The sequence below is a fragment of the Psychroserpens sp. AS72 genome, assembly GCF_038900375.1.
Taxonomy (GTDB): Bacteria; Bacteroidota; Bacteroidia; order Flavobacteriales; family Flavobacteriaceae; genus Psychroserpens.
This window is the reverse complement of sequence record NZ_JBBMRC010000002.1, coordinates 538,450-552,000: the sequence shown is the minus strand read 5'-3', so window position 1 is coordinate 552,000 and position 13,551 is coordinate 538,450. Positions and strand designations below refer to the sequence as shown.

General features: G+C 32.8%; 11 protein-coding genes. 9 read left to right on the top strand and 2 right to left on the bottom strand.

What is annotated here, in order from left to right:
• Positions 1 to 123: 123 nt before the first annotated feature.
• The 5 genes from guaA to WNY78_RS05970 all read left to right on the top strand — a co-directional run bounded on the left by guaA (position 124) and on the right by WNY78_RS05970 (position 5,083).
• On the top strand, positions 124 to 1,659 hold the full coding sequence (guaA, locus tag WNY78_RS05990; RefSeq protein ID WP_342872284.1) for a glutamine-hydrolyzing GMP synthase: 1,536 nt from the start codon (positions 124 to 126) through the stop codon (positions 1,657 to 1,659).
• A 163-nt stretch (positions 1,660 to 1,822) separates the two neighbouring features.
• Complete coding sequence (locus tag WNY78_RS05985) at positions 1,823 to 3,730, top strand: LysM peptidoglycan-binding domain-containing protein (RefSeq protein WP_342872283.1); 1,908 nt, start codon at positions 1,823 to 1,825, stop codon at positions 3,728 to 3,730.
• On the top strand, positions 3,731 to 4,141 hold the full coding sequence (locus tag WNY78_RS05980) for an OsmC family protein (protein ID WP_342872282.1): 411 nt from the start codon (positions 3,731 to 3,733) through the stop codon (positions 4,139 to 4,141). It begins immediately after the preceding gene.
• 164 nt (positions 4,142 to 4,305) lie between these two features.
• A complete protein-coding gene (locus WNY78_RS05975) occupies positions 4,306 to 4,848 on the top strand; it encodes a DUF922 domain-containing protein (protein WP_342872281.1) in 543 nt (180 codons plus the stop codon).
• A gap of 1 nt (position 4,849) precedes the next feature.
• Positions 4,850 to 5,083, top strand: coding sequence for a DUF3820 family protein (locus WNY78_RS05970; RefSeq protein ID WP_342872280.1), 234 nt, complete (start codon positions 4,850 to 4,852; stop codon positions 5,081 to 5,083).
• Positions 5,084 to 5,210: 127 nt separating this feature from the next.
• On the opposite strand, the gene WNY78_RS05965 is transcribed toward WNY78_RS05970, so the two are convergent.
• A complete protein-coding gene (locus WNY78_RS05965; protein ID WP_342872279.1) occupies positions 5,211 to 5,825 on the bottom strand; it encodes a hypothetical protein in 615 nt (204 codons plus the stop codon).
• Positions 5,826 to 6,037: 212 nt separating this feature from the next.
• Between WNY78_RS05965 and WNY78_RS05960 the strand changes: the two genes are divergently transcribed.
• Complete coding sequence (locus tag WNY78_RS05960) at positions 6,038 to 7,675, top strand: CTP synthase (protein WP_342872278.1); 1,638 nt, start codon at positions 6,038 to 6,040, stop codon at positions 7,673 to 7,675.
• A 69-nt stretch (positions 7,676 to 7,744) separates the two neighbouring features.
• Positions 7,745 to 9,649, top strand: a complete 1,905-nt coding sequence (yidC, locus tag WNY78_RS05955) for a membrane protein insertase YidC (protein ID WP_342872277.1) — start codon at positions 7,745 to 7,747, stop codon at positions 9,647 to 9,649.
• A 338-nt stretch (positions 9,650 to 9,987) separates the two neighbouring features.
• Here the strand turns inward: yidC and WNY78_RS05950 are convergent, their stop codons facing one another.
• Entirely contained in the window at positions 9,988 to 11,379 is a 1,392-nt protein-coding gene (locus WNY78_RS05950) for a fasciclin domain-containing protein (RefSeq protein ID WP_342872276.1), read from the bottom strand.
• A gap of 83 nt (positions 11,380 to 11,462) precedes the next feature.
• Between WNY78_RS05950 and WNY78_RS05945 the strand changes: the two genes are divergently transcribed.
• Both WNY78_RS05945 and mnmA read left to right on the top strand, forming a co-directional pair.
• Complete coding sequence (locus tag WNY78_RS05945; RefSeq protein ID WP_342872275.1) at positions 11,463 to 12,167, top strand: toxin-antitoxin system YwqK family antitoxin; 705 nt, start codon at positions 11,463 to 11,465, stop codon at positions 12,165 to 12,167.
• A gap of 168 nt (positions 12,168 to 12,335) precedes the next feature.
• Positions 12,336 to 13,523, top strand: a complete 1,188-nt coding sequence (gene mnmA / locus WNY78_RS05940) for a tRNA 2-thiouridine(34) synthase MnmA (RefSeq protein WP_342872274.1) — start codon at positions 12,336 to 12,338, stop codon at positions 13,521 to 13,523.
• The last annotated feature ends 28 nt before the right edge of the window (positions 13,524 to 13,551 follow it).

Genomic DNA, 13,551 nt, shown 5'->3' with positions numbered 1-13,551 from the left:
TAGGCCTATTTTTTAAGTTGGTTTTATTAAACATCTAAACAAAGATTAGAAATGTGTTAAAAAGTATATTCAAAAAACTTCAAAAGGTAAATCGTAATTCCCAAATCATTACTATTTTTGCACATGCAACACAACAAAGTCCTAATTTTAGATTTCGGTTCGCAATACACTCAGCTTATTGCACGTCGCGTTAGAGAATTGAATATCTATTGCGAAATCCATCCATTTAACAAAGTTCCCGTAGATTCTGAGAGTTTCAAAGCTGTCATTCTTTCTGGTAGCCCTAATTCGGTGAGAGGTGAAGATGTTTTACATCCAGACCTTACCCAAATAAGAGGAAAAAAACCAATGCTCGCTGTTTGTTATGGTGCGCAGTATTTAGCGCATTTTTCTGGAGGCCAAGTAGCAGAGTCTAATACAAGAGAATACGGTAGAGCCAACTTGAGTTTTGTAAAACAAGACGAAGACTTTTTTACAGGTATTTCTAAAGGAAGTCAAGTATGGATGAGTCATAGCGACACCATCAAGCAATTACCAACTAATGGCGTTTTATTAGCAAGTACCCATGATGTTGAAAATGCAGCCTATAGAATTGCAGGTGAAAAAACATACGCAATTCAATTTCATCCAGAGGTGTATCATTCTACAGATGGAAAACAGTTATTAGAAAATTTCTTAGTGCATATTGCACAATTAGAACAAGATTGGACACCAGATTCGTTTGTTGATGAAACAGTTGAAGCACTCAAAGCACAATTAGGCGATGATAAAGTCGTTTTAGGATTATCTGGAGGTGTAGATTCATCGGTTGCTGCCATATTATTACATAAAGCCATAGGGAAAAACCTCTATTGTATTTTCGTAAATAATGGTTTACTTCGGAAAAATGAATTCTCAAGTGTACTTAAGCAATACGAAGGTATGGGCTTAAACGTTAAAGGTGTAGATGCTTCGGCACGCTTTTTGGATGCCTTGAAAGATGTAAGTGATCCTGAGTTGAAAAGAAAAGCGATTGGTAACGCGTTTATTGAGGTTTTTGATGATGAAGCTCATAAAATTGAAGATGTAAAATGGTTAGCACAAGGAACTATTTATCCAGATGTCATAGAAAGTGTATCTGCAACAGGAGGACCAAGTGCAACAATTAAAAGTCATCATAATGTTGGTGGATTGCCAGATTATATGAAGTTGAAAATAGTAGAACCATTACGAGCATTATTTAAAGATGAGGTTCGACGTGTTGGTGCTTCTATGGGAATGGATAAAGATATTTTAGGTCGTCATCCGTTTCCTGGTCCAGGATTAGCAATTAGAATTTTAGGAGATATTACTCCTGAAAAAGTACGTATATTACAAGAGGTTGATGCTGTTTTTATTGACAACTTAAAATCTTGGAATTTATACGATAAAGTTTGGCAAGCTGGAGCAATGTTGCTTCCAGTGAATAGCGTAGGAGTGATGGGAGACGAAAGAACCTACGAAAAATGTGTCGCGTTAAGAGCAGTAGAAAGTACAGATGGAATGACTGCCGATTGGGTTAATCTTCCGTATGAATTTTTACAAAAAACCTCTAACGAGATCATAAATAAAGTAAAAGGTGTAAACAGAGTGGTTTACGATATTAGTTCAAAACCACCAGCTACTATTGAGTGGGAATAAAAGAAAAAGAGTTTACAGTATTCTGTTGCAGTTTGCAGAGCTTACTCAATTGAAAAAATAAGAAAAAATAAAAACTATATATTAGGAATAGACTAAAACATAAAATGGTTGTAATCAACTAAAATTTCCGAAGAAAAGGAAATAAGACATAAATTTTTTATAAATGAAAAAACTCTTATTAATAGCAGCCATCTTATTTTGTAGCATTTCTGCATTTGCACAAGACTATAAAACGCATAAGGTTAAACAAGGTGAAACTATAGAAAGTATTGCTAAGATGTATTTAGTGACACCTTTTGATATTTTAGCGTTAAATCCTGATGCTAAAACAACATTAAAATCAGATATGGTTCTTATCATTCCAACCACACGTGTTAAGAATGAGCCTTTAAAAGAAACGGTAAAAGAAGTCATTGGTTTTAAAAAGCATCGCGTAAAACGTAAGGAAACGTTATACAGTATTTCTAAACAATATAATATTGAGATTGAAGATATTAAAAAGCATAATAGGAGATTATATTCTGAAGACTTACGTAAAGGTGATAAAATTCAGATTCCGAAATTTAAGACAATCACACATCAAGTATCTTTAAATAATACAGTTAAAAAATATACTGTTTTACCAAAAGAAGGCAAATGGAGAGTAGCTTATAAATTTGGAATTACTGTACCTCAATTAGAAGCATTAAATCCAGATTTGGGTGACGTATTGCAACCAGGTCAAGAGGTTAATGTGCCCAATATTAGTAATAATGAAGAGAAGGCAGTTGAAGACAACTATGGGTATTATACAGTTTTAAAAAGTGAGGGTTTTATGGCTCTTAATAGAAAACTAGGAGTAACTCAAGAGCAATTAGAAACATTAAACCCTGGATTAAAAGAAAGCGGACTCAAACTAGGCATGATTTTAAAAGTGCCAGCAGATATTAAAGTGGCAACTAATGTTGAGGATATAGATAATACAAATTTAACTCATAATCTCAAAAACTTAAGTCCTAAAAAGATAGCGCTCATGTTGCCTTATCGTCTTAATAGAATTGATGTAGATTCTGTACAAGAGACAAAAAAAGCAATTAGAAAAGATGCATTATTATCTATTTCGTTAGATTTTCATGCTGGAGCATTAATGGCAATAGACTCTGCAAAACGATTAGGGATTTCTACAAATTTAAAAGTATACGACACGAGAAATCAATTAACTGAGGTTTCAAATATTTTAAAAGTGAATGATTTTTCAGATTACGACGCAGTTATTGGTCCATTAGTACCAAAAAATTTAGATCGTGTAGCATCTGAGTTGAAACGTGATCACGTACCTGTGATTTCACCTTTTTCTACGCCTACTACATTGTATGATAATGTATTTCAAAGTGTTCCGTCAAGTGATTTGCTAGAAGATACTATAATCAATTTTGTGAAAACAGATTCACTGCCTAAGCATGTGTTTATCATTTCAGATTCAAAACATAAACGTATAAGTGATAAGTTAAAAACCGAATTTCCATCTGCTAAACAAATTTTTTCTAGAAAGGATAAAAAAGGTAAAGAAGCGTATTTTATATATCAAACAGAATTAGAAAACATCTTTAAAAACGGAAAGAACATTGTGTTTTTAGAAACAAGTAACGAAGGCTTTGCTTCAAACGTAATTAGTATGATTAACGGTTTAATTACAGATGGCAAAGAAATCATTTTATTTACAACAGATAAAAATAGAGCTTTTGAAGGTAGAGAGATTTCTAATTATCACTTGTCTAATTTGAAGTTTCATTATCCATCAATAAATAAAACTGCAGATATTGGATCATCTAGAAACGCATTTATTAGAGCTTACAGACGTGAGTATAACGTGAGCCCAAATAAATATGCCGTACGAGGGTTTGATTTAACACTAGATCTTTTATTACGTCTCGCTAGTGAAGATGATTTATACACTGCATCGTCTAGTGATATAGAAACGGAGTACGTTGAAAACAAATTTAGATATACTAAAAAAATGTTTGGTGGCTTTTATAATGAAGCAGTTTACGTGGTGAAATATCAAGATTTAACCATTGTAGAAGCAAAATAAATGACTTCAAAAGTAACTTATTTAGGCAATTTAAGAACAGAAAGTGTTCATCTAAAATCTAATAATTCATTCATTACAGATGCACCTCTAGACAATAATGGTAAAGGAGAAGCGTTTTCACCTACAGATACTGTTGCTACAGGACTAGCAAGTTGTATGATTACTGTTATGGGAATCAAAGCCAATGATATGGGAGTTGATATGAAAGGAACCACTGCTCATGTCACCAAAACGATGGCGAGTGATCCCAGACGAATTTCTAAAATAGAAGTGGTTTTGAACTTTCCTTTTGAGGTAGACGCAAAAACTCGTAAAATTTTAGAACGTATCGCTACTACTTGTCCTGTGCATTACAGTTTACATCCAGATATTCAGAAGGATGTTTCTTTTAACTGGACGAATTCCAATTAAACCTTAAAATAAAGCATATAAATTGTTTCTTTTTAGTTGATTTATCGTTTAAAAATAGAACCGTAGCTAAGGCTAAGCTTAGATTTTTAGCCTCGACTAAACTAAAAATAATTCAATTTATTAATACATCATTCTAAAATTTAACTGGAAAAAATGCAAACTAAATGTTACCTCGACTATTAATTATTTTTTTATTTCTTCTGAAACCTGCCACAACAGAAGAGGTTACCATTTCATGGAGTGATAGTAAAAAGCTTTCATGGTCAGATTTTAAAGGCGAAGCAGAACGAGATACTAATGCAGTTGCAGTTACAGCTTCAGGGATTACTTTTTCATTTTCTGTAAGTCAATCAAATGGTGAGTTTGTTGGTTTCAATGCAGAAGCTCATGCACATTTCTATCCAGAAAAATCTTGGTATCTTAAAGACAAAGGCGACGATCACATTTTAGCTCATGAGCAACTTCATTTTGATATTACAGAACTTCATGTAAGACAACTGCGTTACAATATCTCTAAGGTAAAGGTCTCAAAAAACATTAAAAAAGTACTTAGACATCTACATGAGCAAGCCAATAACAAATTGGCGATTATGCAAAATGATTACGATACTCAAACAAATAATTCTATCAATAAGGAACAACAAGCTATTTGGTCTAAGTTTGTAAAAGCAGAATTAGATACATACAAAGATTTCCGCTCTAGATAACATGGTAGGACCAGACAAAAATTTTCTTATAAAACTCGCACATACAAAAATGCCTTTTGGTAAATATGAAGGTCGTTTCCTGATTGACTTACCAGAATATTATGTGGTTTGGTATCACAATAAAGGATTTCCGAAGGGAAAATTAGGTGATATGTTGACGCAGGTTTATGAGTTGAAATTAAATGGATTGGAGTATTTGATAAGAGATATCCAGAAACGGTATCCAAAGAAGTGATTGATTTTTGAGGTTCGTCTAACGTTGTTGTTTAGGGAATGTTGTGGATTTGAGCATTAAAGTTAGTAAATAAAACACAAGCCAAGAAAATCTGGGAGGATTTTCGTAGGTAGGCGAGAACCAGCAATTACTTAGAGCCATTGTTAGCACCAGTATTTTTATTTTTTAATTCATATTTTTTTACTTCCCATTCTCCATTTTCCTTTTCTAATTTCGTGGAAATATTGAAAACTCCATTTTCAGCGACAAAAACTAATGATAAATCAGAATTTCCAGTTTCGGAATTCCATCTAGAACTTACATTTCTTAAGATTCCATAGTGTTTGATTTCTCCAGTTATTTTTTGAACATCGATGTTGTTTTCGCAATATTTTTGAGTCACTTTCACTGGTTCAGATTGTCCAATTGTCAAATATCCGATAAGAACTAAAATCATTGAGAAGACAAGAACGAAAGTGTAAAATTTGAATAAGTTTTTTACCAGGAAGAAAATTCCATTAAATGGATTTTTTTTCATTGATTTAATCATCTCCTGATACTTTTTGTGAAATTTGGGATAATGTCCTCTTGTTTTTTTGTAAGATTTCAACCAAAAATAAATTCCAAATCCTGTTAGAATAGCTGATAAAATCATTCCATAAGTTGATTCAGGCAACTTTCCATTTAAGTCTCCAATCCAAGATATAACCCATAAAATGGCTCCAATCGATAATAATATTCGGAATAACGTTTTTAAGTTCAATGTTGAGTTTATATTACCGCAAATACTTGGGATATCAACTGTATCAATTTTCGATATCCGCAGTTAGACGAAGTTCGACTATTTTCTCAACAAAATCAAATCTAAATAACCCACTTCAAATTAGGCCTATTTCAGTATTAAAAACAAACCTAAAAACAATACAACAATAACTATTTAAATTTTGTAAATTTGCCTGCGTTTAACAGCGCAACATGAACACTACTAAATACATATTTGTAACTGGAGGAGTTACTTCCTCATTAGGAAAAGGAATTATAGCAGCTTCATTGGCTAAATTGCTTCAAGCTCAAGGTTATAGAACGACTATTCAAAAATTAGACCCTTACATTAATATTGATCCAGGAACATTAAATCCATATGAGCATGGCGAGTGTTATGTGACAGATGATGGTGCAGAAACAGATTTAGATCTTGGTCATTATGAGCGTTTTTTAAATGTACCAACGAGTCAGTCAAATAACGTAACCACTGGTCGTATATATCAAAGCGTCATTGATAAAGAGCGTCGTGGTGAGTTTTTAGGTAAAACAGTACAGGTGATTCCTCATATTACAGACGAAATTAAACATCGTGTTCAAATTTTGGGTAACTCTGGAGATTATGATATTGTTATTACTGAAATTGGAGGAACCGTTGGTGATATTGAATCATTACCATACATAGAAGCTGTAAGACAATTAAAATGGGATCTTGGTGAGCATAATGCAATCGTAATTCATTTAACATTAATTCCTTACTTATCTGCAGCTGGAGAATTAAAAACCAAACCAACCCAACATAGTGTCAAAACGTTGATGGAAAGTGGAGTTATGGCAGATATTCTAGTGTGTCGTACAGAACATGAATTGCCACAAGATCTTCGTGATAAACTCGCTAAATTTTGTAACGTACGACCAGAAGCTGTCATACAATCTATAGATGCATCTACAATTTATGATGTACCTAATTTGATGTTAGAGCAAGGTTTAGATACAGTGGTCTTAAAAAAGTTGGAGTTAGAAAGCTCAAAGCCAGACTTGACACAATGGAATCAGTTTTTATCACGTCATAAAAATCCGAAAGGAGAAGTGACGATTGGTTTAATTGGTAAATATGTAGAGCTCCAAGATTCATACAAATCTATTCTAGAAGCTTTTATCCATGCAGGAGCAGAGAATGAAGTTAAAGTCAATGTAGAGTCTATCCATTCTGAATATATAACTAAAGAAAATGCAGCTAAAAAATTAAAACATCTGCATGGTGTTTTAGTAGCTCCAGGATTTGGAGAGCGTGGTATTGAAGGTAAAATTGAAGCTGTGCGTTATGTTCGTGAACATAATATTCCGTTTTTAGGAATTTGTTTAGGAATGCAAATGGCAGTCATTGAATATTCTAGAAATGTGCTAGGACTCAAAAATGCTAATTCTACCGAAATGGATGAAAACACATCAGAACCTGTCATTAATCTCATGGAATCACAAAAGACCATTATTGATAAAGGTGGTACAATGCGTCTTGGTGCATGGGATTGCAAATTAATAGATGGTAGTTTAGCTCATGCGATTTACAAAACAGTTGATATAAAAGAGCGACACAGACATCGTTATGAGTTTAATAACGATTATAAGCAACAAATTGAAGCTGCTGGCATGAAAGCAACAGGATTGAATCCTGAAACTGGCTTAGTGGAAATTGTAGAAATTCCAACACATAATTGGTTTGTAGGAGTACAGTACCATCCAGAATATAAGAGTACAGTTTCAAATCCACATCCTTTATTTGTGTCTTTTGTAAAGGCAGCATTAGAGTATAAAACAAACAACAAAAGTGTCAGTATGGCACAGAAATAATATTGGATAGCTTTTTGATAATTAGCAAGCATCCTGTCAAACCAATCAGAGATATTTTTAAATTATAACATGGAAGAAAAAAAATTCGACGTAAAATCGATTATAGGATTTGTTCTTATCTTCGGAATATTAATCTTCATGATGTGGAAAAACCAACCCACTCCTGAAGAATTAGCAGAACAAGAGAAGCAAGAGCAAATTGAAGCAGCTAAAAAAGCAGAAACAAAACAAGTTAAAGATACCAAAGTTGTTACTGCCGAAGATTTTACAGCACCAAAGCCAGGAGATTCATTAAAGTTAGAAGCCTTAAAAAACAAACTAGGATCGTTTGCGTTTTCATCAACGCTTCCATCTGCAACAGATACTTTTACAACTGTACAAACAGATGTTCTAGATTTAAAATTTAGTAATAAAGGTGGATTTCTTTCCGAAGTCATTCTGAAAAAATTTGTTGATTATGATTCTGTGCCAATTGCATTAATTGAAGATGGTAATGAATTCTTCAATATTACTTTGCCAACAACAGACAATAGAATATTAAATACTCAGGATAAATATTTTGAACCTACTGTAACCAAAAACGGAGAAAATACGGTTGTTTCGATGAAATTTAAAGCATCTAACACTCAGTATTTAGAATACCGTTATGAGTTAAAACCAGATGATTACATGATAGATTTTTCTATTAGTTCTCAAGGTTTAAATACAGTTGTTAATAGCTCTCAAGCAATAGATTTAGATTGGAAATTAAAAACCTATCGTCATGATCAAAGTGTAGGTTATGAGAATCGTTACACGCGATTAACATACATGCATGAAGGTGATAAGATTGATAAATTAGCGCAAGCAGGAGAAGATGAAGAGGTTATAAATGACGCACGTTGGTTATCTTATAGACAACACTTTTTTAGTACAATTCTTGTAGCAGAAAATCCAATTAAAAACGTAAGAATTTCTACTTTAGATTTAGTTGAAGACGAAGAAATAGACACCATCTTTACTAAAGAATTTGCATCTAAATTACCACTTACGTTTACCAATGGTGAAGCAACAAATAATTTTAAACTCTATTTTGGTCCTACAGATAGTAAGGTCTTAAAAAATTATGATTATAATTTAGAAGAAAGTATTCCATTTGGTTGGGGAATTTTTGGATGGATTAATAAGCATTTGTTTATTCCATTATTTAGTTTCTTAAGTGGATTCTTACCTTATGGTATTGCTATTATCGTCATGACTATTTTAATAAAATTAGTGATGTCATTTGTACAGTACAAGCAGTTTTTATCTCAAGCTAAAATGAAGGTTTTAAAACCTGAGTTAGATGCCATTAGAGAGAAGCATAAAGACAACAAAATGAAGGCGCAACAAGAAACAATGGCACTTCAAAATAAAGCAGGCGCAAGTCCGTTAGCTGGTTGTTTACCTGGTTTAATTCAATTACCAGTGTTTTACGCTTTGTTTATGTTTTTTCCAACAGCTTTTGCTTTACGTCAAAAAAGTTTCCTTTGGGCAGACGATTTATCATCCTATGATGTGATTGCTCAGCTTCCGTTTAATATTCCATTATATGGTAGTCATGTAAGTTTATTTCCAATTTTGGCAGCTATCGCGATTTTCTTTTATATGAAAATGACGACAGGTCAACAAATGGCATCGCAACCAACGCAAGAAGGGATGCCTGATATGGGTAAAATGATGAAGTACATGATTTATTTCTCTCCAATTTTAATGTTGATTTTCTTTAATAAATATGCATCAGGATTGAGTTTATATTACTTTATTTCTAACCTTATTAGTATTGGAATTATGTTAGTTATTAAGAATTTTATTCTAGATGAAGATAAGATTCATGCTCAGATACAAGTGAATAAGACGAAGCCTAAGAAACAAAATAAGTTTCAAAAGAAAATGGCAAGTATGATGGAGCAAGCTGAACAACAAAAACAAGCACAACAAAAGAGAAAGAAGTAGTATTCTTTTATAAATTATAGATATAAAGAGCCTTTAGATTATTCTAAAGGTTCTTTTGGTTTTTATAACTTCGGAAACATCAACTACTCATTTAATTACATCATTTTGAAATAAGGATATAGTAGGCTATTTGCTAAAGTTAATGTGAGATTACTTTACTTCTTATGTCTAGATATAAGTGTTTTAATGCTGTTAGATTTCCGAAGAAAAAGGAATAATATTATGTATGATATCACAAAAAAAAAGCCTTCAGATTAAATAATCTAAAGGCTTTTAATATTAAGTTCAATACAATCTACATTATGCTATTAATCTAACTTTTTGAACTTAAAATGTAATTAGTCTAATGATGGTAACATCACTTTGTTTACAACATGAATGACACCATTACCAGCTTGTACGTCAACTGCAACAACACCAATATCTGTATTACCTGCACCATCAGTTACATCTGCAATATTAGTTCCTGTACCAGGTAAGTTGATAGTGATTGCTTGTCCGTTTAACATTGTTGGTGAAATACCATCTGTTAAATCGCTAGATGTTACGTTAGCATCTCCTAAAACGTGGTGTAATAATACTTGGGTTAATACATCTTCTGCAGGAATTGCAGCTAATGCATCAAAAGCATCATTTGTTGGAGCAAATACTGTAAAAGGTGCTGGACTTGTTCCGTTTGCTGTAGATAAGGTTGCTACAAAATCTGTTGCAGGAGTTAACGTTGTTAATGCTGTAACTAACGTTGAAAAGTTTGGATCTGCAGTAGCAAATGTCACTACTGTTGGGATATCAATAACAGCATCTACAGCGTGAATAATTCCGTTTGTAGCAATAATATCTGCAGTTGCTACAGAAGATACACCATTAAAAATTACACCACTATCAGTATTAAAATATAAGCTAAGTACGTTATCTCCAGGTCCTGATGCTAAGGTGTTAGAATACCCATTACCTAATCCCACTAAATCATTTGAAGTGAGTGCGCCATTTACAACATGATTTAACAAAACGCTAGATAAAGCATTTGAATTTGGATTCGTAAAATCTGAAAATGCATCATTTGTTGGTGCTAACACTGTAAAAGGTCCGTCTGCTTGTAATGCCATTACTAAGCCTTCTGAAGTTAAAGCTCCTGCTAAACTTGTAAAGTTTGGATTTGCAGTAGCATGATCTACAATACTCGGTAAACCAATAACTGCTTCTATAATATGTATTGTACCATTAGAGGCGTCAATATCTGCACCACCATCAGTTACACTAGAGACATCATTAAATCTAACACCATTACTTGTGTTAAAATAAATACTTATTGCGTTACCTCCTGCTCCTGTAGCATTAGTGTTTGTGTAACCAGATCCTAATCCAATTAAATCTGAAGAGGTTAAATCTTCAGAGATTACATGATTCAATAATACTTGAGATAATACATCTGTTGGTACTGCATCTAAACTAGAAAAACCGTTGTCACTTAAAAATGTTGCAAAAGCTTCGTTAGTTGGAGCAAGTACTGTAAAAGGACCATTCCCATTTAATACGTTTACTAAATCTCCATCTGCAGCTTGTAAAGCAGCAACTAAACTTGATAAATTTGCATTTGTTGATGCAATTTCTACAATATTTAATGGAGTTGGATCAGTTATTGTATTATCATCATCATTATTACATGAAGTAATAACGAGAGCTAATAAAAATAACGGTAAGAATTTGATTGTTTTTGAAATAATTTTCATTTTTTTGAGTTTTTGTTATTTAAAATTATTAATCTAAAATCTATTTTGTTCAACAAATTTAGCAAAAGATTAAACAAAAAGTTATGAAGCATTATTTTTTTATATTTATTTTAACAGTATTGGGTGTGAATTCCTTTGCTCAAGAGCTTGTTAACCAGTTTGATAGTGCAGGAGAACGGCATGGTGTATGGAAAAAGTACTTTGATAAGACCAAACAATTACGATACGAAGGTCAGTTTGAGCATGGTAAAGAAATAGACACTTTTAAATTTTACACGCTCAATAAAGGGACAAGTGTTTTGAGTGCGACTAAAGTATTCAATAAGGAAAACAATAAAGCTGAGGTAAAATTTCTATCGTCTAAAGGGAAATTAATTAGTGAGGGTAAAATGAATGGCAAGCTTTATAGTGGTAAATGGATCTATTACCACAATAAGTTTAAAGCTATCCTGTCTACTGAGTTTTATAATGACAAAGGTAAGCTAGAAGGCGAAAAATTAGTGTTTTATCCAGACGGAACAACTGCAGAAACAGCTAACTATGTAGATGGTAAACTCAATGGGAAGTCTATCTGGTATGCTAAAAACGGGAACGTTTTAAAAGAATTCATGTATGAAAATGATGAATTACATGGGATTTGTAAATATTATGATGCCGACGGAAATTTACAAGCCGAAGGTACTTATAGAAAAGATTTAAAACATGGCATTTGGAACTATTACAAAAACGGAAAACTAGTAGAAACCAAAGATCATACTAAACGAAGTAAGAATCCAAAAAAGCAATAGTTAAAACTAATAGATTAAATAGTTATTTAATATAGCAACAGCACTTCTGTTGCTATTTTTAATTCTTAATTTTGCAGAATGAAACAACAAAGTTTAGTTTATAAATCTGTAAACTAAATTGTAACTTGATGTTTCAACCTACCTTAAAATAAACATAACGAGTATCAAATGAAAAGAGTAATTGTCGGACTTTCAGGAGGAGTAGATTCTAGCGTTGCAGCCTATTTGTTAAAGGAACAAGGCTATGAGGTTATAGGCTTGTTTATGAAAAACTGGCATGATGACTCTGTGACTATATCTGATGAGTGTCCTTGGCTAGATGATAGTAATGATGCGATGTTAGTAGCAGATAAATTAGGAATCCCTTTTCAAACCGTAGATTTAAGTGAGCAATATAAAGAGCGTATTGTTGATTATATGTTTGATGAATACCAAAAAGGAAGAACGCCAAATCCAGATGTGCTTTGCAATAGAGAAATCAAATTTGATGTCTTTATGAAAATCGCTTTAGATCTTGGTGCAGATTACGTTGCAACTGGTCATTATTGTAGAAAAGGCACATTAGACATTGATGGAAAAAAAACCTATCAACTATTAGCTGGTGCAGATAATAATAAAGATCAATCCTATTTTTTATGTCAATTATCACAAGCGCAATTATCAAAAGCTTTATTTCCAATTGGCGAATTAACAAAACCTGAGGTTAGAGAAATAGCAACCAAATTAGATCTCGTAACCGCAGATAAAAAAGATTCTCAAGGACTTTGTTTTATTGGTAAAGTAAGATTGCCAGAGTTTTTACAACAAAAATTAAAACCTTTAGAAGGTGTCATTGTAGAAATTCCTGATGATAAAGCGTATTATAAAGCCGAAAGATTAAAATTTGAAAGCAAAGCCGAAGAATTAAAACACTTAACTACAAAAATAGATTATAATGTTTCCGACGGAAAAATCGTGGGCAAACATCAAGGTGCGCATTATTTTACTAAAGGTCAGCGAAAAGGTCTTGCCGTTGGTGGAACAATTGAGCCTCTTTTTGTAATCGATACAGATGTTGATGAAAACGTGATTTATACTGGTCAAGGAAAAAATCACCCTGGACTTTTTAAAAGTGCATTGTTTGTCACAAACGATGAATTGCATTGGATTCGTGAAGATCTAACCTTAAAAGTTGACGAAACGATGAAGGTTAAAGCAAGAATTCGCTATCGTCAAGCACTTGAAAACGCTACACTTCATAAAGTGGATAACGGACTTTTTGTAGAGTTTGAAAATCCGCAATCTGCAATAACCGAAGGTCAATTCGTTGCTTGGTATCTAGATGATGAATTAGTAGGTTCGGGAGTAATTTCATAAATTGCAATGTCGTTATCTTAAGGTTTAA

Excerpts from the sequence above, each read along its gene's own strand:
- mnmA (WP_342872274.1), top strand. The coding sequence starts at position 12,336 with ATGAAAAGAGTAATTGTCGGACTTTCAGGAGGAGTAGATTCTAGCGTT.
- WNY78_RS05985 (WP_342872283.1), top strand. The coding sequence starts at position 1,823 with ATGAAAAAACTCTTATTAATAGCAGCCATCTTATTTTGTAGCATTTCT.
- WNY78_RS05975 (WP_342872281.1), top strand. The coding sequence starts at position 4,306 with ATGTTACCTCGACTATTAATTATTTTTTTATTTCTTCTGAAACCTGCC.
- yidC (WP_342872277.1), top strand. The coding sequence starts at position 7,745 with ATGGAAGAAAAAAAATTCGACGTAAAATCGATTATAGGATTTGTTCTT.
- WNY78_RS05980 (WP_342872282.1), top strand. The coding sequence starts at position 3,731 with ATGACTTCAAAAGTAACTTATTTAGGCAATTTAAGAACAGAAAGTGTT.
- guaA (WP_342872284.1), top strand. The coding sequence starts at position 124 with ATGCAACACAACAAAGTCCTAATTTTAGATTTCGGTTCGCAATACACT.
- WNY78_RS05945 (WP_342872275.1), top strand. The coding sequence starts at position 11,463 with ATGAAGCATTATTTTTTTATATTTATTTTAACAGTATTGGGTGTGAAT.
- WNY78_RS05960 (WP_342872278.1), top strand. The coding sequence starts at position 6,038 with ATGAACACTACTAAATACATATTTGTAACTGGAGGAGTTACTTCCTCA.
- WNY78_RS05970 (WP_342872280.1), top strand. The coding sequence starts at position 4,850 with ATGGTAGGACCAGACAAAAATTTTCTTATAAAACTCGCACATACAAAA.
- WNY78_RS05950 (WP_342872276.1), bottom strand. The coding sequence starts at position 11,379 with ATGAAAATTATTTCAAAAACAATCAAATTCTTACCGTTATTTTTATTA.